The 18,506-nt window shown below is 40.5% G+C and carries 34 protein-coding genes; 30 read left to right on the top strand and 4 right to left on the bottom strand.

Features of this window, described 5'->3' with window-relative positions:
- The first annotated feature begins 44 nt into the window (after nucleotides 1–44).
- Nucleotides 45–1,298, top strand: coding sequence for a lipid II:glycine glycyltransferase FemX (locus H625_RS0106030; protein WP_026859116.1), 1,254 nt, complete (start codon nucleotides 45–47; stop codon nucleotides 1,296–1,298).
- 245 nt (nucleotides 1,299–1,543) lie between these two features.
- On the opposite strand, the gene H625_RS0106025 is transcribed toward H625_RS0106030, so the two are convergent.
- The 4 genes from H625_RS0106025 to H625_RS13735 are packed head-to-tail and all read right to left on the bottom strand — an operon-like array spanning nucleotide 1,544 to nucleotide 3,486.
- Nucleotides 1,544–1,819 carry a hypothetical protein gene (locus H625_RS0106025; RefSeq protein ID WP_026859115.1) on the bottom strand — a complete coding sequence of 92 codons (276 nt, stop codon included), beginning with the start codon at nucleotides 1,817–1,819 and terminating at the stop codon, nucleotides 1,544–1,546.
- A 12-nt stretch (nucleotides 1,820–1,831) separates the two neighbouring features.
- Nucleotides 1,832–2,149 (bottom strand): hypothetical protein, encoded by a 318-nt coding sequence (locus H625_RS0106020; RefSeq protein WP_026859114.1) that lies wholly within the window; start codon nucleotides 2,147–2,149, stop codon nucleotides 1,832–1,834.
- Nucleotides 2,146–3,300 carry an MFS transporter gene (locus tag H625_RS0106015; protein ID WP_026859113.1) on the bottom strand — a complete coding sequence of 385 codons (1,155 nt, stop codon included), beginning with the start codon at nucleotides 3,298–3,300 and terminating at the stop codon, nucleotides 2,146–2,148. Before H625_RS0106015 ends, H625_RS0106020 begins: the two co-directional genes overlap by 4 nt.
- Before the next feature lie 18 nt (nucleotides 3,301–3,318).
- Nucleotides 3,319–3,486: an SE1832 family protein gene (locus H625_RS13735; RefSeq protein WP_169516116.1), complete on the bottom strand. Its 168-nt coding sequence runs from the start codon at nucleotides 3,484–3,486 to the stop codon at nucleotides 3,319–3,321.
- A gap of 216 nt (nucleotides 3,487–3,702) precedes the next feature.
- On the opposite strand from H625_RS13735, the gene H625_RS0106005 reads away from it, so the two are divergent.
- The 29 genes from H625_RS0106005 to rpsK all read left to right on the top strand — a co-directional run bounded on the left by H625_RS0106005 (nucleotide 3,703) and on the right by rpsK (nucleotide 18,461).
- Entirely contained in the window at nucleotides 3,703–4,341 is a 639-nt protein-coding gene (locus tag H625_RS0106005; protein WP_026859112.1) for a YczE/YyaS/YitT family protein, read from the top strand.
- A 23-nt stretch (nucleotides 4,342–4,364) separates the two neighbouring features.
- On the top strand, nucleotides 4,365–5,696 hold the full coding sequence (locus H625_RS0106000; protein ID WP_026859111.1) for an NCS2 family permease: 1,332 nt from the start codon (nucleotides 4,365–4,367) through the stop codon (nucleotides 5,694–5,696).
- Nucleotides 5,697–5,990: 294 nt separating this feature from the next.
- The gene (rpsJ, locus tag H625_RS0105995; protein ID WP_026859110.1) at nucleotides 5,991–6,299 is read left to right on the top strand and encodes a 30S ribosomal protein S10; all 309 of its coding nucleotides are present in this window, start codon (nucleotides 5,991–5,993) and stop codon (nucleotides 6,297–6,299) included.
- Nucleotides 6,300–6,321: 22 nt separating this feature from the next.
- Entirely contained in the window at nucleotides 6,322–6,984 is a 663-nt protein-coding gene (rplC, locus tag H625_RS0105990) for a 50S ribosomal protein L3 (RefSeq protein WP_026859109.1), read from the top strand.
- Between the two features lie 21 nt (nucleotides 6,985–7,005).
- The gene (gene rplD / locus H625_RS0105985; RefSeq protein ID WP_026859108.1) at nucleotides 7,006–7,626 is read left to right on the top strand and encodes a 50S ribosomal protein L4; all 621 of its coding nucleotides are present in this window, start codon (nucleotides 7,006–7,008) and stop codon (nucleotides 7,624–7,626) included.
- A complete protein-coding gene (gene rplW / locus H625_RS0105980) occupies nucleotides 7,626–7,898 on the top strand; it encodes a 50S ribosomal protein L23 (protein WP_026859107.1) in 273 nt (90 codons plus the stop codon). Before rplD ends, rplW begins: the two co-directional genes overlap by 1 nt.
- Nucleotides 7,899–7,934: 36 nt before the next feature.
- Nucleotides 7,935–8,765 (top strand): 50S ribosomal protein L2, encoded by an 831-nt coding sequence (gene rplB / locus H625_RS0105975; RefSeq protein ID WP_026859106.1) that lies wholly within the window; start codon nucleotides 7,935–7,937, stop codon nucleotides 8,763–8,765.
- A 54-nt stretch (nucleotides 8,766–8,819) separates the two neighbouring features.
- Complete coding sequence (gene rpsS, locus H625_RS0105970; protein ID WP_026859105.1) at nucleotides 8,820–9,095, top strand: 30S ribosomal protein S19; 276 nt, start codon at nucleotides 8,820–8,822, stop codon at nucleotides 9,093–9,095.
- A gap of 35 nt (nucleotides 9,096–9,130) precedes the next feature.
- Nucleotides 9,131–9,514 (top strand): 50S ribosomal protein L22, encoded by a 384-nt coding sequence (rplV, locus tag H625_RS0105965; RefSeq protein WP_026859104.1) that lies wholly within the window; start codon nucleotides 9,131–9,133, stop codon nucleotides 9,512–9,514.
- A gap of 21 nt (nucleotides 9,515–9,535) precedes the next feature.
- A complete protein-coding gene (gene rpsC / locus H625_RS0105960) occupies nucleotides 9,536–10,177 on the top strand; it encodes a 30S ribosomal protein S3 (protein WP_026859103.1) in 642 nt (213 codons plus the stop codon).
- 18 nt (nucleotides 10,178–10,195) lie between these two features.
- A complete protein-coding gene (gene rplP, locus H625_RS0105955; RefSeq protein ID WP_026859102.1) occupies nucleotides 10,196–10,630 on the top strand; it encodes a 50S ribosomal protein L16 in 435 nt (144 codons plus the stop codon).
- Nucleotides 10,620–10,829 (top strand): 50S ribosomal protein L29, encoded by a 210-nt coding sequence (gene rpmC / locus H625_RS0105950; protein ID WP_026859101.1) that lies wholly within the window; start codon nucleotides 10,620–10,622, stop codon nucleotides 10,827–10,829. Before rplP ends, rpmC begins: the two co-directional genes overlap by 11 nt.
- 18 nt (nucleotides 10,830–10,847) lie before the next feature.
- A complete protein-coding gene (gene rpsQ / locus H625_RS0105945) occupies nucleotides 10,848–11,111 on the top strand; it encodes a 30S ribosomal protein S17 (RefSeq protein ID WP_156897190.1) in 264 nt (87 codons plus the stop codon).
- A gap of 31 nt (nucleotides 11,112–11,142) precedes the next feature.
- Complete coding sequence (rplN, locus tag H625_RS0105940) at nucleotides 11,143–11,511, top strand: 50S ribosomal protein L14 (RefSeq protein WP_026859099.1); 369 nt, start codon at nucleotides 11,143–11,145, stop codon at nucleotides 11,509–11,511.
- A 27-nt stretch (nucleotides 11,512–11,538) separates the two neighbouring features.
- Complete coding sequence (gene rplX, locus H625_RS0105935; protein ID WP_026859098.1) at nucleotides 11,539–11,847, top strand: 50S ribosomal protein L24; 309 nt, start codon at nucleotides 11,539–11,541, stop codon at nucleotides 11,845–11,847.
- Between the two features lie 26 nt (nucleotides 11,848–11,873).
- Nucleotides 11,874–12,413 (top strand): 50S ribosomal protein L5, encoded by a 540-nt coding sequence (gene rplE, locus H625_RS0105930; RefSeq protein ID WP_026859097.1) that lies wholly within the window; start codon nucleotides 11,874–11,876, stop codon nucleotides 12,411–12,413.
- Between the two features lie 19 nt (nucleotides 12,414–12,432).
- Nucleotides 12,433–12,618, top strand: coding sequence for a type Z 30S ribosomal protein S14 (locus tag H625_RS0105925; protein ID WP_026859096.1), 186 nt, complete (start codon nucleotides 12,433–12,435; stop codon nucleotides 12,616–12,618).
- 29 nt (nucleotides 12,619–12,647) lie between these two features.
- On the top strand, nucleotides 12,648–13,046 hold the full coding sequence (gene rpsH / locus H625_RS0105920; protein WP_026859095.1) for a 30S ribosomal protein S8: 399 nt from the start codon (nucleotides 12,648–12,650) through the stop codon (nucleotides 13,044–13,046).
- A gap of 26 nt (nucleotides 13,047–13,072) precedes the next feature.
- Entirely contained in the window at nucleotides 13,073–13,609 is a 537-nt protein-coding gene (gene rplF, locus H625_RS0105915; protein ID WP_026859094.1) for a 50S ribosomal protein L6, read from the top strand.
- Nucleotides 13,610–13,632: 23 nt separating this feature from the next.
- Nucleotides 13,633–13,995, top strand: coding sequence for a 50S ribosomal protein L18 (rplR, locus tag H625_RS0105910; RefSeq protein ID WP_026859093.1), 363 nt, complete (start codon nucleotides 13,633–13,635; stop codon nucleotides 13,993–13,995).
- 21 nt (nucleotides 13,996–14,016) lie between these two features.
- A complete protein-coding gene (gene rpsE, locus H625_RS0105905) occupies nucleotides 14,017–14,520 on the top strand; it encodes a 30S ribosomal protein S5 (protein ID WP_026859092.1) in 504 nt (167 codons plus the stop codon).
- 14 nt (nucleotides 14,521–14,534) lie between these two features.
- A complete protein-coding gene (gene rpmD / locus H625_RS0105900) occupies nucleotides 14,535–14,714 on the top strand; it encodes a 50S ribosomal protein L30 (RefSeq protein ID WP_026859091.1) in 180 nt (59 codons plus the stop codon).
- 27 nt (nucleotides 14,715–14,741) lie between these two features.
- The gene (rplO, locus tag H625_RS0105895) at nucleotides 14,742–15,182 is read left to right on the top strand and encodes a 50S ribosomal protein L15 (protein WP_026859090.1); all 441 of its coding nucleotides are present in this window, start codon (nucleotides 14,742–14,744) and stop codon (nucleotides 15,180–15,182) included.
- On the top strand, nucleotides 15,182–16,483 hold the full coding sequence (secY, locus tag H625_RS0105890; RefSeq protein WP_026859089.1) for a preprotein translocase subunit SecY: 1,302 nt from the start codon (nucleotides 15,182–15,184) through the stop codon (nucleotides 16,481–16,483). The genes rplO and secY overlap by 1 nt, the downstream gene beginning before the upstream one ends.
- A gap of 18 nt (nucleotides 16,484–16,501) precedes the next feature.
- Nucleotides 16,502–17,149 carry an adenylate kinase gene (locus tag H625_RS0105885; protein WP_026859088.1) on the top strand — a complete coding sequence of 216 codons (648 nt, stop codon included), beginning with the start codon at nucleotides 16,502–16,504 and terminating at the stop codon, nucleotides 17,147–17,149.
- Between the two features lie 140 nt (nucleotides 17,150–17,289).
- The gene (gene infA, locus H625_RS0105880; RefSeq protein WP_017547668.1) at nucleotides 17,290–17,508 is read left to right on the top strand and encodes a translation initiation factor IF-1; all 219 of its coding nucleotides are present in this window, start codon (nucleotides 17,290–17,292) and stop codon (nucleotides 17,506–17,508) included.
- A gap of 30 nt (nucleotides 17,509–17,538) precedes the next feature.
- Nucleotides 17,539–17,652, top strand: coding sequence for a 50S ribosomal protein L36 (gene rpmJ / locus H625_RS0105875; RefSeq protein WP_003156543.1), 114 nt, complete (start codon nucleotides 17,539–17,541; stop codon nucleotides 17,650–17,652).
- A 24-nt stretch (nucleotides 17,653–17,676) separates the two neighbouring features.
- Entirely contained in the window at nucleotides 17,677–18,042 is a 366-nt protein-coding gene (rpsM, locus tag H625_RS0105870; RefSeq protein WP_026859087.1) for a 30S ribosomal protein S13, read from the top strand.
- A 29-nt stretch (nucleotides 18,043–18,071) separates the two neighbouring features.
- On the top strand, nucleotides 18,072–18,461 hold the full coding sequence (gene rpsK / locus H625_RS0105865) for a 30S ribosomal protein S11 (protein WP_026859086.1): 390 nt from the start codon (nucleotides 18,072–18,074) through the stop codon (nucleotides 18,459–18,461).
- Nucleotides 18,462–18,506 lie beyond the last annotated feature (45 nt).

Below are 18,506 nucleotides of genomic sequence, written 5' to 3'. Positions count from 1 at the left end.
GTATATTATATCAGAAATAATAGAGAAATGATTGGTGAGAAATTATGGTTGAACTATTAAATATTACAGATGAAATGCACGATGAATTTGTTATGTCACATCCTGCAGGTGATCTGCTTCAGCTGACATCATGGGCCGGCTCAAAAGAACTGACGGGATGGTACTCGAGACGCATTGCTGTTGGACGTAATGGTGAAGTAGAAGGCGTCGCATTGTTACTGTTTAAAAAAGTGCCGAAAACATTCTTTACGATGTGTTATGCGTCACGCGGTTTTGTCTGTAATTACGAAGACAGGGAAGTCGTGAACACACTGCTCGGAGCAGCGAAGAAAATCGCAGCAGATGAAAAATCTTATACGATTAAAATAGACCCGGACATTCCGGCTTCAGGCAACGAAGATACAATCGAATATTTAAAACAGCTCGGTTTTAAGCATCACGGTCTGACGGACGGCATGAGTAAAGATGTTATTCAGCCGCGTACAACGATGGTGACAAATATTAGCGTTGACGACAAAGCGCTGCTGCAGAGCTTTGAACGGAACAACCGAACAAAAGTAAGAAATTCACTGCGTGCCGGTACAACGGTTTATAAAGCAGACAGGGAAGAACTTTCGGACTTCGTTAAATTGATGAAAGAAACAGGCGAGCGCGACGGCTTCTTAACGAGAGACATTACATATTTTGAGTCGCTGTACGATAACTTGAATCCCGAAGGGCATATGGACCTGTTTATGGTTAAACTATTACCGGATAGCGCTGTGCAGTCGCTTCAGAACGATATCGAAAAAGTAACGAAAGATATCCGTAAAGCAGAGAAAATTAAAGATGAGCTGAAAAAACAAAATCAGCTGAAGAATTTAAATAATCGTATGACGAAAGTTCAGTCGCAGCTAGACGACATGAATGAACTTAAACGGAAACAACCACAAGGAGTACTCTTGTCAGGCGCACTGTACGCGCAGTCAGGACATAAGTCCTATTACCTGTACGGCGCATCTTCAAACGACTTTAGAGAATTCCTCCCGAATCATCACATGCAGTGGCATATGATGCAGTATGCACGTGAACACGGTGCAAAGACATATGACTTCGGTGGTGTATCAGTAGAACCTGATAGGGATGACGAACACTTCGGGCTATGGCAGTTTAAAAAAGTGTGGGGTACAGAGGTATCGGATAAAATCGGAGAATTCGATTATGTAACGAATCGCCCGCTTTATATGGCGGCGGAAGTAATGTTCCCGCTGTTTCAGAAGAGTAAAATGAAGCTGAATAAAATAATTAAAAGAAGATAACTGAGAAAACCTGCCGAATCATTGGCGGGTTTTTGCTGTTTTTTTGGGGGGAGGGTTCACGCCCAGTGCGATGATTACATGTGATTGAATATCGTTTTTCGACCTGATGAGAGTACTGTAATCAACCCTCATGATCACGCAGTCTACTTTTCATAGACATGAATCCGGAACCCGAACGCCAAAACTCAGCATAAAAAAACCATACGTCATTTCACAAGGAATTTGACGTATGGTTTTTATATGTTTTATAAATAATACGGCTGCATAATTGCGATATATAATATAAACAGCACAGATGAACAAGAGACGATAATCAGTGCAAGTGAAAAATAAGAATGCATATGACGGCTCTCATTTAAATGCGGCTCGGAGCGGAATGCCCGGATGCCGGTAATAATAGCGAGCGCTGCGAGAGTGAACCATATATAGATGTTATAAAAAATAATGCCGTCGTTAATCGAGTAATTTATAAAGAACAGTATTTGAATTAACATCAGCAGTATTAAAATGACACGTCTCATATACACATCTCCTTACAGAGTGATCAGAATTATAATAAGTACAAGTGCCATCGTCAGCGTAAACGCGTGCACTAAAAATAAGTTTGCACGGTCGCCTTTGTATTCTTTAAATGATGTAATTTCAACTGACATAACAATGCACAGTGAAAGCAGCAGCACGATAAAAATATCCGTACCGCCGAGCGACAGACTGAAGGTAATCATCATCAGTAAAAATGCAGCGCCGGAAATGTAGCGTGCGATGTCAAAAGCGCGCGACCTGAAATTCAAAATGGTAGCGGCACTAATGACGATATAAATTAAAAGCATGAGGAGTGTTAATAATGTCATGCGACTCTCCCTCGTTTTCTATAGTATTGGAAAATAAAATGTGTCGATAAGATAGTCATCAGTGCGCCAAAATAAAACGGCAGTCCCGCAGTGATCAGGAACAGTGCGTTAAATATGAGCGGTCCGCATATTCTTCCGAGACTGTCGAGTGAATATGTCGTTGCAGTAACACGTCCCATATCTTGAGCGGATGCTTCTTTCGTAATTTGTGATGTCATTAAAGTTTTTGCCAGAGCATTCCCCGTCATCAGGAGAACAATACAGATTCCGGCATAAACGAGACCTGTCATGAACGGCAGCATAATAAATGCAATCACGGCCATAATCTGACCAATGACCATTGCTTTTTTCTCCTGACCGTCTTTCAGCTTCCTTATATATACACCTTGAGTCAGTGCGTTAAATATTCCTCCGATGAAAAACAATACTCCCATTTCAGTCGGGGTAATATTAATACGGTCCTGACCGAGCAGCTGGAAAGTACTTTCCATTCCGCTCATGAAAAACATTACAAAAAATGTACCGACCATCAGAATACCGACGGGCTGAGTAAAGTAATCGACAGCCAGTGTAATTTTCTTTGGTGTCTGCTGTGTTTTTTGACTGTACGTTTCCGGAACTTTCAAGAAGCTGAAGATCAATGCACCGGTAATAACGATTGTCGTCATATAGTAGGCGAAGCTCAATGAGATGCCTGCCAATATACCGCCGACACCCGGTCCAAAAATAAAACCGAGACCGACACACATGCCGACAAGACCCATGTATTTCGTACGTTCTTCCCGCGTTGTAATATCTGCAACCATACTCGTCGTTGCAGTGTAAAGAGCGCCTGAAGCGGCCCCCCCGATAACTCTGCTTAGATAAAGTATAGTCAGGTTATCTATGAACACACCAAATATTAAAAAACTGAATGCAAATGCTGCTAACCCGCCGAGAAGAAGCGGACGTCTGCCGATTTTGTCGGATAACCGTCCGAAGAACGGAGCGGAAAGAAAGCTCGCGAGTGAATAGACCGCGAGCAGTAAGCCCATATGTATCGTATTGACACCGAGCTGATTAATGAGTTCGGGAATGACTGGAATAATCATACTGAACCCGAAATATATTAAAAATTGAATGATCATAATCAGGGTAATCATTCGTTTCATTATATCCACGTCCTGAAATTATTTATTTTTTAGTGCCTGGCGTACTTCTTTAATCTGAGTTTCAAGTTCGTGAAGACGATCCGTCATTTTTGATGTCGGATGACCAGTGGACTCGATTTTTTCCAAATCACCTTGAAGGTGCACATATTCGTATTTTAATTCCTGTAATTGGCTTTCCAAATCCATTTTAACCACCACCTAAACTTAACTAATATCATATCATAAATGAGCAATTTTAAATGTGAAGAGAAAGCAATAATTTTTAGACAAACATTTACGTTAAAAAAAAGAGAAATGTACGGATTTAGCATGTATTTATGTCGAATTAGGTGTATAATATACTTGTATTTGAGATTAAAACCAACTGGTAAAGCTTTATACATATTATATAGGAGTGATAGGGTGCCTAGTAGCTTTGTTAAACGCTGCCTGTTTTACTTTGTAGGTTTAATCATATTATCAATCGGCGTTGCGATGCAGGTTAAAGGCTTTGTTATGGGTCTGTCACCTTGGGATGTACTGCATTTCGGCCTGTGGCAGTCTGTCGGACTGACATTCGGAAGCTGGGCAGTCATTATCGGCATCGGTATTGTAATAGCAACCTCGCTCATCTTAAAAGCTCTGCCTAAAGGCGGAGTGTACGTCAACTTGTTAACGATCGGCGCATTTATCGACTTCTTTGTCTGGGTGCTGCCGGATGTGGAGAGCTGGCCTGCACAAGCGGTCTACTTTACAGCGGGTGTGTTTATCGCAGCATTCGGTTCTGCATTTTATATGACACCGAACCTTGGCGCTGGACCGAGAGACTCTTTAATGATGGTATTGGTAATGAAGTTCAATTTAAGAATGGCGAGAGCTCGGTTTTTAATGGAACTAATTGTTACAGTGTTTGGAATTATACTCGGGGGACCGGTATTTATCGGGACGATATTAATTGTTCTGTTTTACGGCAAGATAATAGAAATGTTCTTTCCTTATACGAGAGAGCTGCTGATTCGCTTTATAGGATACGATGACCCGAGGATTATACAATTTAAATAATCATATAATGATTGGAGTTTACTATGAAAAAGTTTTTTGGTTTTGAGGAACTTGATACTAATTTTAGAAAAGAAATAGTAGGGGGTCTGACAACATTCCTGTCGATGGCTTATATTCTCGCTGTTAACCCTTCGATTTTATCACTGCAGGGAATAGAGGGTGTTCCGGATGAAATGAAGATGGATATTAACGCTGTCTTCGTTGCAACGTGTTTAGCGGCATTTGTCGGCTGTCTGTTTATGGGAATTATTGCGAAATATCCAATCGCACTCGCGCCCGGTATGGGACTGAACGCGTTTTTCGCTTTTACAGTAGTTCTGACGATGGGAATTCCCTGGCAGACTGCACTAACAGGCGTACTGTTCTCCGGTGTGATTTTTGTAATCCTTACATTAACAGGTTTACGTGAATACATAATTAATGCCATACCGATGGAGATGAAAATGGCGGTCAGCGCCGGTATCGGATTCTTCATCACTTTCGTAGGACTTCAGTCTTCGGGAATTATCGCCGGGGATGACGCGACATTAATCAGTCTCGGCGACGTACACAGCGGCGGCGTGCTGCTGACTTTTGCAGGACTTGTGATTACCGTTATATTAATGACTAAAAAAGTTCCGGCAGCAATATTTTTCGGAATGATTATTACTGCACTACTGGGTATAGTCACTGGAATCGTTCCGATGCCGTCGGCAATCGTCGGTTCAGTGCCGAGCGTTGCACCTACATTCGGCGCAGCATTTGAAGGGCTGATGGACTTTGATACAATTTTTAACGTGCAGTTCTTGATTGTTGTGCTGACTTTCCTGTTCGTAGACTTTTTTGATACTGCAGGTACACTCGTAGGCGTAGCGTCACAAGCTAACCTTATTAAAGATAACAAGCTCCCGCGTGCAAGCAAGGCGCTCCTTGCAGATGCATTTGCGACGATTACAGGCGCAATCTTCGGAACATCTACAACAACATCATATGTAGAATCTACAGCCGGTGTCGCAGCCGGGGCACGGAGCGGATTTGCTTCAGTTGTTACCGGTGTGTTATTCTTAGCTGCGATATTCTTCTCGCCGCTGATTGTGACATTTACATCGGAAGTCACAGCACCTGCACTTATTATAGTGGGGATTTTAATGGCATCTAATTTATCGAAGATAAGCTGGGGCAGATTTGAAGTTGCAGTACCTGCATTCCTGACAGTATTTATGATGCCGCTCACGTACAGTATCGCGACCGGTATTGCTATTGGATTTATCTTCTATCCAATTACAATGATCATGGCAGGCAAGAGAAAAGAAATTAATCCAATAATGTATGGACTATTCGTAGTGTTCATTTTATACTTCGTATTCATTAATTAATATTCAAAGTGATGTATATATAATAAAAACCCGAAGAAAATTAAAAAAGAGTGAAGAAATCTCTAGATACCTATTGATTTCCTCACTCTTTTACTGTATCATATCTAACGTTGGACTTAAGCGGACACAGTTGTGTCCTGAATACGTGAAGTGCTGTTCCTATGCACATCACACATCGATGAAGCGAGAGGTTACTGACACACCCGGCCGCATTGCCATGGCAGATGTGACAAGAAAATTTTCGCTGAGATAGTCTACCATTAATAGGATGACGACCATAAGGAGGTATAAATAATGGCAAAGCAAAAAATTCGTATTCGTTTAAAAGCGTACGACCACAGAGTGCTGGATCAATCAGCAGAAAAAATCGTTGAGACGGCAAAACGTTCAGGTGCAGATGTATCAGGACCGATTCCGTTACCGACTGAGAAAACTATTTACACAGTTATTCGTGCGGTGCACAAATACAAAGATTCACGTGAACAGTTTGAACAGCGTACACACAAACGTCTTATCGACATTTTAAACCCTACACCTAAAACAGTTGACGCTCTAATGGGCTTAAACTTACCATCAGGCGTAGACATCGAAATCAAGTTATAAATTATAGGAGGTGCGACTTTCGATGACCAAAGGAATCTTAGGTAGAAAAATTGGGATGACTCAAGTTTTCGGTGAAAACGGAGAATTAATCCCTGTAACAGTAGTTGAAGCTGCAGGAAACGTAGTAGTTCAAAAGAAAACTGACGAAACAGACGGATATAACGCGATTCAAATCGGATTTGATGACAAACGCGATTATAACGCAAAAGGCAGAAGCAACAAATATGCCAACAAAGCAGAGGCAGGCCATGCTAAAGCATCTGGCACTGCTCCTAAGCGCTTCATACGCGAATTCAAGAACTTGAACGCAGAGGAATTTGACGTAGGTCAAGAAGTCCCTGTAGATACATTTGCTGCAGGTGATTTTGTAGACGTAACAGGAACTTCAAAAGGTAAAGGTTTCCAGGGTTCTATCAAACGTCACAATTTCAGCCGCGGACCAATGAGTCACGGTTCACGTTACCACAGAGGATCAGGTGCCATGGCTATGGCTGCCAGCCCGTCAAAAGTTTTTAAAGGTAAAAAATTACCTGGACAAATGGGTGGTAAAACGATTACTATGCAAAACTTAGAAATCGTACGTGTAGATGCAGAGAAAAATGTTGTTCTTATTAAAGGCAACGTGCCAGGACCTAGAAAAGGTTTTGTAAAAATTTCATCATCAATTAAAAAAGGTAACAAGTAATAAGGAAGGGAGGATAAACACATGGCAATCGATGTTTTATCAAAAGAAGGAACTAAAGTAAGTTCTATCGAATTAAACCAGGCTGTATTCGGAATCGAACCAAACCAGCACGTACTATTTGAAGCAGTTCACTTACAACGTGCATCTCTTAGACAAGGGACACACGCAGTGAAAAACCGCTCAGCTGTACGCGGCGGCGGAAGAAAGCCGTTTAAACAAAAAGGAACAGGTAACGCACGTCAAGGTACAATCCGTGCACCGCAATTCCGTGGAGGCGGCGTCGTATTCGGACCGACTCAAAGATCATACAGCTACAGCATGCCGAAGAAAATGAGAAAGCTTGCACTTCGTTCAGCACTTTCAGCGAAAGTAAATGAAGAAGTATTACAAGTGATTGACCACCTTGAAATGGAAGCGCCAAAAACTAAAGAGTTCTTAACAGTACTTGAAAATCTTGGTGCAGCTAAGAAAGTACTTCTCGTACTTGAAAATAAAGACGAAGTTGTTGAGAAATCAGCACGTAACATCCCAGGTGTTACAGTGTTAACTCCAGCTGGTCTTAACGTACTAGATATCCTTTCTGCTAACCATGTGATCTTCACTGAGGGAGCAATCAAAATAGCAGAGGAGGTACTTGTATAATGGATGCACGCGACATTATCAAGCGCCCAGTAGTTACTGAGCGTTCTGCTGACTTAATGTCAGAAGACAAATACACATTTGATGTAGATGTAAGAGCGAACAAAACACAAGTCAAACACGCAGTTGAAGAAATCTTCGACGTTAAAGTTGAAAAAGTAAACATTATGAATGTTAAGCCTAAGAAAAAACGCATGGGTCGTTACGAAGGCTATACAAACAGAAGAAGAAAAGCGATTGTAAAACTTAAAGAAGGTTCAATCGAAATCTTCTAAATTATATAAAGATACCAATAAGGAGGTATAACGAGGATGGCAATTAAGAAATATAAGCCTACCACGAATGGTCGTCGTAATATGACTGGTTCGGATTTTGCTGAAATCACTTCAACAACTCCGGAACGTTCATTACTAGCGCCGCTGCCGAAAAAAGCGGGACGTAATAACCAAGGTAAAATTACTGTACGTCACCAAGCAGGTGGACATAAACGTCAATATAGAATTATTGACTTCAAACGTAATAAAGATGGAATTCCTGCAACAGTTAAAACTATTGAGTACGATCCAAACCGTTCAGCTAACATCGCGTTAGTATCATATGCAGATGGTGAAAAGAAATATATCTTAGCACCTAAAGGCATGACAGTTGGAACAGTAATCATGAGTGGACCTGAAGCAGATATCAAACCAGGTAACGCATTAACATTAGCAGACATCCCGGTTGGTACTACAATCCACAACATCGAATTAAAACCAGGTGCCGGCGGACAGATGTCACGTTCAGCAGGTACAAGCGCACAGCTGTTAGGTAAAGAAGGTAAATACGCACTGGTAAGATTAGCTTCCGGTGAAGTACGTATGGTACTTCTTACATGTAGAGCGACAATCGGACAAGTTGGTAACGAACAGCACGAACTTATCAACATTGGTAAAGCCGGACGTTCTAGATGGAAAGGTAAACGCCCTACAGTACGTGGTTCAGTAATGAACCCTAACGACCACCCGCACGGTGGTGGTGAAGGTAAAGCTCCTATCGGACGTCCATCACCAGTTTCTCCTTGGGGTAAACCAACTCTTGGTAAGAAAACTCGTAGAGGTAAAAACCGTTCAACTAAGTTCATAGTAAGAGGACGTAAGAAATAAGTAATGTGAGTGTGCGGATAAAATCCGCACGCATTATTGGAAGGAGGCGCCTACATGGCACGCAGTCTTAAAAAAGGACCTTTCGTCGACGATCACCTCATGAAAAAAGTAGAGGCTCAGAACGAAGGTAGTAAAAAAAGTGTAATTAAAACATGGTCACGCCGTTCAACGGTTTTCCCGAATTTCATCGGACATACAATCGCTGTATACGACGGACGTAAACATGTACCTGTGTACATCACAGAAGATATGGTTGGACACAAACTAGGTGAATTTGCACCTACAAGAACTTTCAAAGGTCACGGAAACGATCAAAAAACAAAAAGATAAATAACTAACCATATGCGATAAAGGAGGAAAAACTCATGCAATCGAAAGCTATTGCTAAAACTGTGAGAATCGCTCCGCGTAAAGTACGCCTTATTCTTGACCTTGTGAGAGGTAAAGAAGTTGGAGAAGCGATATCAATTCTAAAACTTACAAACAAGAGATCTTCACCAGTAGTGGAGAAACTAGTTAAATCTGCAGTTGCTAACGCAGAACACAACTACGATATGGATATCGATAACCTGTATATTTCTGAAATATTTGCAGATGAAGGTCCTACGATGAAAAGATTCCGTCCACGTGCTCAAGGCCGTGCTACGAAAATCAACAAACGTACTAGCCATATCACTGTAGTTGTTAAAGAGTACGCAAACGAAGCAGAAGTTGAAACTGAAGAAAATAAAGAGACAGAAAACGCTTAATTATATAAGGAGGGAATTAACTTGGGCCAAAAGATAAATCCAATTGGGTTTCGTGTAGGTGTCATTCGTGACTGGGAAGCAAAATGGTATGCAGACAAAAACTTTGCAAGCCTGTTACACGAAGACTTAAAAGTTCGTAAATATATCGAGACTAATCTTAAAGATGCATCAATTTCCAAAGTGGAAATCGAACGTGCAGCAAACCGAGTGAATATTGCTTTGCACACAGGTAAACCAGGTATGGTAATCGGTAAAGGCGGTAGTGAAATTAACAAACTACGTACTGCACTGACTAACTTAACTGGCAAGAAGGTTCATATCAACGTTATTGAAATTAAGAAAGTAGATATGGATGCTAAACTTGTAGCAGAAAATATTGCGCGTCAATTAGAAAACCGTGTATCTTTCCGTAGAGCACAAAAACAAGCGCTTCAAAGAGCTATTAAATCAGGCGCTAAAGGTATTAAAACACAAGTTTCAGGACGTTTAGGCGGCGCCGACATCGCTCGTGCTGAAGGTTACAGTGAAGGAACAGTTCCACTTCATACACTTCGTGCAGACATCGATTATGCTCATGAAGAAGCAGACACAACTTACGGTAAGTTAGGTGTCAAGGTATGGATCTACCGTGGAGAAGTTCTTCCTACAAAGAATAATAAATAAGTAAGGAGGAAATTTGGAATGTTATTACCAAAAAGAGTAAAATACCGTCGTCAGCACCGTCCGAATACAAAAGGACGTTCTAAAGGCGGAAATCAAGTAAGCTTTGGTGAATACGGGCTACAAGCTATGACAACATCTTGGATTACTGCAAGACAAATCGAAGCAGCGCGTATTGCAATGACACGTTACATGAAACGTGGCGGTAAAGTATGGATCAACATCTTCCCGCACACGCCATATACAAAGAAACCATTAGAAGTACGTATGGGTTCTGGTAAAGGTGCAATTGAAGGTTGGATTGCAGTAGTTAAACCAGGCCGCGTTATGTTTGAAGTTGCGGGTGTAGAAGAGGAAGTAGCTAAAGAGGCACTTCGTCTTGCAAGTCATAAACTTCCATTAAAAACGAAAATAGTAAAACGTGAAGAATTAGGTGGTGATACGAATGAAAGCTAAAGAAATCCGTGATTTAACGAATTCCGAAATTGAATCTAATGTTAAAGAATTGAAAGAAGAACTTTTCAATCTGCGCTTTCAGCTAGCTACAGGTCAGCTAGAAAACACTGCTCGTATCAAAGAAGTTAGAAAGACTATCGCTAGAATGAAAACGACGGTTCGCCAAAGAGAGATTGAAGAAGCACAAGCGAATCAATAATTAGAGGAGGTTCAAATCGTGGAAAGAAAAAACGAACGCAAAGTTTACCAGGGCCGCGTCGTATCCGACAAGATGGATAAGACTGTAACGGTACTTGTTGAAACTTACACAAAGCACCCGATCATCGGAAAACGTGTTAAATATTCTAAAAAATATAAAGCACATGATGAAAACAATACTGCGAAAATGGGCGATATCGTTAGAATCCAAGAAACACGTCCATTATCTGCGACTAAACGATTCCGTCTAGTTGAAATCGTTAAAGAATCTGTAATAGTATAAAAATATTTGAAACAGAAGGAGGGAATCGCGCATGATTCAGTCAGAGAGCCGCTTGAAGGTAGCTGACAACTCAGGAGCACGTGAAGTGCTAACTATTAAAGTTTTGGGCGGAACAGGCCGTAAAACTGCAAATATCGGAGATGTAATCGTTGCAAGTGTTAAGAATGCAACACCCGGTGGGGTTGTCAAAAAAGGTGAGGTTGTTAGAGCCGTCATCGTTAGAACAAAAACAGGTGTCCGTCGTGAAGATGGTTCATATATTAAATTCGATGAGAACGCATGCGTAATCATCCGTGATGATAAAGGTCCAAGAGGTACTCGTATTTTCGGACCAGTTGCTCGTGAACTTCGCGAAGGCAACTTCATGAAGATTATCTCATTAGCACCAGAAGTACTATAATCCAAATCCGAAGGAGGTGCGACAACTATGCACGTAAAAACAGGTGACCAGGTCGTTGTAATCAGCGGTAAGGACAAAGGTAAGAAAGGAACTGTACTAAAAGCAATTCCTGCAGACAACCGTGTCGTTATTGAAAATGTCAACGTAATCAAGAAACATCAGAAGCCATCTCAAATGAACCCAGAAGGCGGGATTCTAGAGGTAGAAGCTCCGATTCATGTTTCCAACGTCATGCATGTAGACCCTGAATCAGGTGAACGCACTCGTATCCGTCATGAAATTAAAGATGGTAAAAAAGTGAAAATCGCTGTTAAATCAGGTAAAGAGATCAAATAAGATTCAAACGGAAGGAGGTCCCATTAATGGCTCGCTTAAAAGAAAAATACAATGAAACAATCAAACAAGAACTAGTAAACAAATTTAACTACTCTTCAGTAATGCAGGCACCACAGATTGATAAAATCGTAGTAAACATGGGTATTGGTGACGCTGTACAAAACGCAAAAGTACTCGACACAGCAGTTGAGGAATTAAGTGCAATTACAGGTCAAAAACCAGTTATCACTAAAGCTAAGAAATCAATCGCTACATTCCGTTTACGTGAAGGTATGCCAATTGGTGCTAAAGTTACACTTCGTGGAGAAAGAATGTATGAATTCCTAGACAAACTTATCTCAGTGTCATTACCACGTGTAAGAGACTTCAGAGGTATTTCTAAGAAAGCATTCGATGGACGCGGTAACTACACATTAGGTGTTAAAGAACAATTAATCTTCCCGGAAATTGATTACGATAAAGTATCAAAAGTTCGCGGTATGGATATCGTTATTGTTACAACAGCAAACACGGACGAAGAAGCTCGTGAATTGCTTACACAATTCGGTATGCCGTTCCAAAAGTAAGTAATAAGGAGGCAATATAGTGGCTAAAAAATCAATGATTGCTAAACAGCAAAAAGAACAAAAATTCAAAGTTAGAGAATATACACGCTGCGAAAGATGTGGTAGACCACATTCAGTACTACGTAAATTCAAGCTTTGCCGTATCTGTTTCCGTGAACTTGCTTACAAAGGGCAAATTCCTGGTGTAAGAAAAGCAAGCTGGTAAGATTTATTATTCGAAAGGAGGCAACTTAAATGACAGTGTCAGATCCAATTGCAGATATGCTAACACGCATTAGAAATGCGAACATTGTTAGACATGAAACTTTAGAGATTCCTGGTTCAAACATGAAAAAGGAAATCGCTGCTATTTTGAAAACAGAAGGTTTTGTTAAAAATGTAGAATACATCGAGGACGATAAACAAGGTATGATTCGTGTATTCATGAAATACAGCAACGAAAACGAACGCGTTATTACTGGTTTGAAACGTATTTCTAAACCTGGACTACGTGTTTATGCTAAAAGAGAAGAATTACCAAGAGTACTTAACGGTCTTGGAATTGCTCTTATTTCAACATCAGAAGGCGTGCTTACAGATAAAGAAGCTCGTAAAAGAAATCTTGGCGGGGAAGTTCTCGCATACGTTTGGTAATTTAATAAAACAGGAGGTGCAAAGTAATGAGTCGTGTAGGTAAACGTCTTATTGACATTCCAAGTGACGTAACAATTGACATTAAGGACAATACTATTACAGTAAAAGGTCCTAAAGGTGAATTAGTTAACTCATTTAATGAAGCAATGACATACAATCTTGAAGATACTACTCTAGAAGTAGTTCGCCCAAGTGAATCTAAAGAACACCGTACAGTTCACGGAACAACTCGTGCACTTATCAACAACATGGTTGAAGGTGTATCAAAAGGTTTTGTTAAAGAACTTGAACTTATCGGAGTTGGTTACCGTGCTCAAATGCAAGGTAAAAAATTAGCGCTAAGCGTTGGTTTATCACACCCGGTAGAATTCGAAGCAACTGATGATCTTGCGATTACAGTTGACGGCAATACTAACATTAAAATTGAAGGTATTAATAAAGAGGCTGTTGGTGCTCTTGCATCTAACATCCGTAAAGTACGCCCACCAGAACCATACAAAGGTAAAGGTATTCGCTATAAAGGTGAAAACGTTCGCCGTAAAGAAGGTAAAACTGGTAAATAATAATAAGTGAGGAGTGAACATCAATGATCGCGAAAATTGACAAGAACAAAGTACGTCAAAAAAGACATGGTCGCGTGCGTAACTTACTTTCAGGTACGTCTGAAAGACCACGTTTAAATGTTTACCGTTCAAACAAGCATATCTATGCTCAATTAATTGATGACACTGCGCAAATTACACTTGCAAGCGCGTCTACTAAAGACACTGAATTCAAAGGCGAATCAGGATCTAACGTAGAAGCAGCTAAAGAAGTCGGAGCTCTAATTGCCAACCGTGCAAAAGACAAAGACATCGTTAAAGTAGTATTTGACCGTGGTGGATATTTATATCATGGACGTGTTAAAGCGTTAGCTGATGCAGCACGTGAAAACGGACTGGATTTCTAAAAAAAAGGAGGGACATATTTCATGGCTCAAAGAAGAGAAAGAGAAGTACAAGAATTTGAAGAGCGCGTTGTAACGATCAACCGTATCGCTAAAGTAGTTAAAGGTGGTCGTCGTTTCCGTTTCTCAGCTTTAGTAGTAGTTGGGGATAGAAAAGGACGTGTAGGTTTCGGTACTGGTAAAGCTCAGGAAGTTCCTGAAGCAATTAAAAAAGCAATCGAAGCTGCTAAGAAAAATCTAGTTGAAGTACCTATCGTTAATGGTACTGTACCTCATGAAGTAATCGGACGATTCTCATCAGGTAACGTACTCATGAAACCTGCTGCTCCTGGTACAGGGGTTATCGCGGGCGGACCGGTTCGTGCCGTATTAGAATTAGCTGGTGTTACTGATATCTTAAGTAAGTCACTTGGTGCTAACACACCAATTAACGTAGTTCGCGCTACTGTTAAAGGCTTAACTGAACTTAAAGATGTTAAAGAAGTTGCAAAACTTAGAGATAAAACTGTAGAAGAGATTCTAAACTAAGGAGGGAATAGTCAATGGCAAAAGTGAAAGTTACCCTCACTAAGAGTGTTATCGGTAAACCGCAGACACAAAGAGAAACAGTTACAGCATTAGGACTTAGAAAAATGCACCAGACTGTTGAGCATGAAGATACTCCTCAGTTAAGAGGACAGATTGCTAAAGTCGGTCATTTAGTTACAGTAGAAGAGAAATAATGATAAAATAAAGTAGGAGGTGCGAAGATGAAATTACACGAACTTAAACCAGTTGAAGGCGCGCGTAACAAACGTAACAGAGTTGGACGCGGTATGTCATCAGGTAACGGTAAAACATCCGGTCGCGGTCATAACGGGCAGAAATCTCGTTCTGGCGGTAAAGTTGGTCTTACTTTCGAAGGTGGACAATTACCACTTTTCCGTAGTATTCCAAAACGCGGATTCACAAACATCAACCGTAAAGATTACGCAATTGTAAATATTACTGCGTTAAACCGTTTTGACAATGGTACAGAAGTAACTCCTGAACTTTTAATCGAATCAGGAATTGTTAAAAACGAAAAATCTGGAATTAAGATTTTAGGCAACGGTAACTTAGAGAAGAAGTTGACGATTAAAGCGCACAAATTTTCTAGTTCAGCTGTAGAAGCGATTGAGCAACAGGGCGGAACTCATGAGGTGATCTAATGATCGGAACGATATCGAATTTCTTTAAAATTAAAGAAATACGTAATAAGATACTGTTTACTTTGGTAATGCTAGTTATTTTCAAAATCGGTACTTACATTCCAGTTCCCGGCGTAGATCCAAGTGTTTTTGACACTGGCGCATCCGGGAGCGGAGTTTTAGATTTAATGAATACATTTGGCGGTGGAGCGCTCATGAACTTCTCTATCTTAGCGATGGGGATAATGCCGTACATTACGGCTTCAATCGTGACGCAGCTGCTTCAAATGGACGTAGTTCCAAAGTTTGCTGAATGGGCAAGACAAGGTGAAGTCGGAAGACGGAAACTGGCTCAATTCACTAGGTATTTCACGATCGTTTTAGCCTTTATCCAGGCTATCGGTATGTCATTTGCATTTAACCAAATGTTCGGCGGTAACCTGATTGATGACAATAATGTTGGATCTTATCTGCTTATCGCTTTAATTTTAACTACAGGTACTGCTTTCCTTATGTGGCTTGGTGAGCAAATCACTACACATGGTGTCGGTAATGGTATTTCAATCATTATCTTTGCAGGTATCTTAGGTGCACTTCCAAGTGCATTAATTCAGCTTTATCAGTCAAGATTCACAGGTTCGGCGGATGTAACAATGGCAGTACTGCAAATTGCTGGTATTGTAATATTCCTTATTCTTCTTACTGCGTTTGCAGTGTTTATCTTACAGGCGATTCGTAAGATTCCAGTGCAATATGCAAAAGGACAGAGTACACCCGGGTCACAATTGGCACCGCAATCAACATTCTTACCGTTAAAAGTTAACCCGGCAGGGGTTATCCCGGTAATCTTTGCAATGGCATTTCTGATGATGCCTCAAACACTGACATTATTTTTCCCGGATGCAAACTGGGCACAAACGGTAGCCCGTTTTGCTGACCCGTCTGACTGGATTGGAATGATTGTCTATGTTGTCCTGATTATCGCATTTGCTTACTTCTATTCATTTGTACAGGTGAATCCTGAGAAGATGGCTGACAACCTGAAAAAACAGGGCAGTTATATTCCGGGTATCCGCCCAGGTAAAAACACACAGGATTATATTACTTCTGTTTTATACAGACTAGTATTTGTAGGCTCTGTGTTCCTTGCAGGTATTGCAATTTTACCACTCTTAATTACGAAGTTTATGGACTTGCCGCAGGCAATTCAAATTGGGGGGACGAGCTTGCTGATTGTTATCGGGGTTGCTCTTGAAACGATGAAACAATTGGAAGCTCAGGCTAACCAAAGAGAATACCGCGGATTTAGAAAGCGTAGATAAGTAGGAGGAAACAGAATAATGAACATTATTATTATGGGCTTGCCTGGTGCAGGTAAAGGTACTCAAGCTGCGAAAATAATCAAAAAATACTCGATTCCTCATATCTCTACAGGAGATATGTTCCGTCTCGCGATTAAAAACGAGACGGATTTAGGAAGACAGGCCAAGGCATTTATGGACCAGGGAGAACTTGTTCCTGACGAAGTAACGGTTGGTATCGTGAAAGAGCGTCTTTCTCAAAGTGATGTAAAAAATGGATTTTTACTGGATGGTTTCCCTAGAACTGTCGAACAGGCAGAAGCATTGAATAACATCATGACAGAGCTTGACTCTAAGATCGATCAGACTATATATGTTGAAGTGCCTGAAGAGGAACTGATGAACAGACTGACTGGCCGACGCATGTGTGAAACTTGCGGTGCGACTTATCATCTAGTGTTTAACCCGCCTAAGACAGAGGGTATTTGTGACTTAGACGGCGGTAAATTATACCAGCGCGAAGATGACAATCCGGAAACAGTACAAAACCGTCTGGAAGTCAATATTAAACAGACAGCACCACTTCTAGATTTCTATAAAGGTCTTGGAGTTCTAGCTACAGTAGATGGCTCAAAAGATATAGAAGAAGTTTTCGAAGAAGTCGATGAAATTCTTAATGGCTTATAGAAATGTTCACCTTGCAGCAATTTAGGTGAATGTTGCTATGTCTATATGTATACGAGAGAGTCGTTATTAGACGAAGTGAATCGTCACCTAGAGCAAATTTCTATAATAGGAATTGAAATGCTGTATAAGGAGGAAAAGAAGTGAGTAAACAAGATGTAATTGAACTGGAAGGTACAGTGCTTGATACTTTACCAAATGCAATGTTCAAAGTAGAATTAGAAAATGGTCATGAGATATTAGCTCATGTATCAGGTAAAATTCGTATGAACTATATACGCATACTTCCTGGTGATAAAGTAACAGTTGAGATGTCACCATATGACTTAACACGTGGCAGAATCACTTATCGTTTTAAATAAGAGACTCCATATTCTAAGGAGGTAAAAAACATGAAAGTAAGACCATCAGTAAAACCTATCTGTGAAAAATGTAAAGTTATCCGCAGAAAAGGAAAAGTAATGGTAATTTGTGAAAACCCTAAACACAAACAAAAACAAGGTTAATATTTAATTTGGAGGTGCAAAGATATGGCTCGTATTGCAGGAGTTGACGTACCACGTGACAAACGTGTTGTAATTTCTTTAACATATGTTTTCGGTATTGGACCAACACGCGCTAGCGAAATTTTAGCTAAAGCATCAGTTGATCAAAATACTAGAGTTAAAGATCTTACAGAAGATGAGTTAAACAAAATTCGTGAAGTAGTAGACGCGTATAAAGTCGAAGGTGACTTACGCCGTGAAACTAACTTAAACGTTAAACGTCTTATGGAAATCGGTTCTTACAAGGGAATGCGTCACCGTCGTGGTTTACCAGTTAATGGTCAACACACTAAGAACAACGCAAGAACTCGTAAAGGTCCAATTAAAACAGTAGCGAACAAGAAGAAATAAATAGTTACTAAAGTAAAGGAGGATAAAAAATGGCTCGCAAACAACAATCACGTAAACGTAAAGTGAAAAAGAATATAGAAGCAGGTGTAGCACACATCCGCTCAACTTTTAACAATACAATTGTTACAATTACTGACGAGTTCGGTAATGCTCTTTCATGGTCATCTGCCGGTGCATTAGGGTTTAGAGGTTCTAAGAAATCTACTCCTTTCGCAGCACAAATGGCTTCTGAAACTGCTTCTAAAGCAGCGATGGAACACGGTCTTAAAACTGTAGAAGTTACAGTTAAAGGTCCTGGTGCCGGTCGTGAAGCAGCTATCCGTGCACTTCAGTCAGCCGGACTTGAAATTACAGCTATCAGAGATGTAACTCCAGTTCCACACAATGGCTGTCGTCCACCTAAACGTCGTCGTGTATAAGAAATATAAAATCGCTTAAGTAGTTGGGAACAATATTATTTTCTA

This window comes from Jeotgalicoccus psychrophilus DSM 19085, assembly GCF_000425845.1.
GTDB classification, from domain to species: Bacteria; Bacillota; Bacilli; order Staphylococcales; family Salinicoccaceae; genus Jeotgalicoccus; species Jeotgalicoccus psychrophilus.
This window is presented reverse-complemented; position numbering and strand designations above follow the sequence as displayed.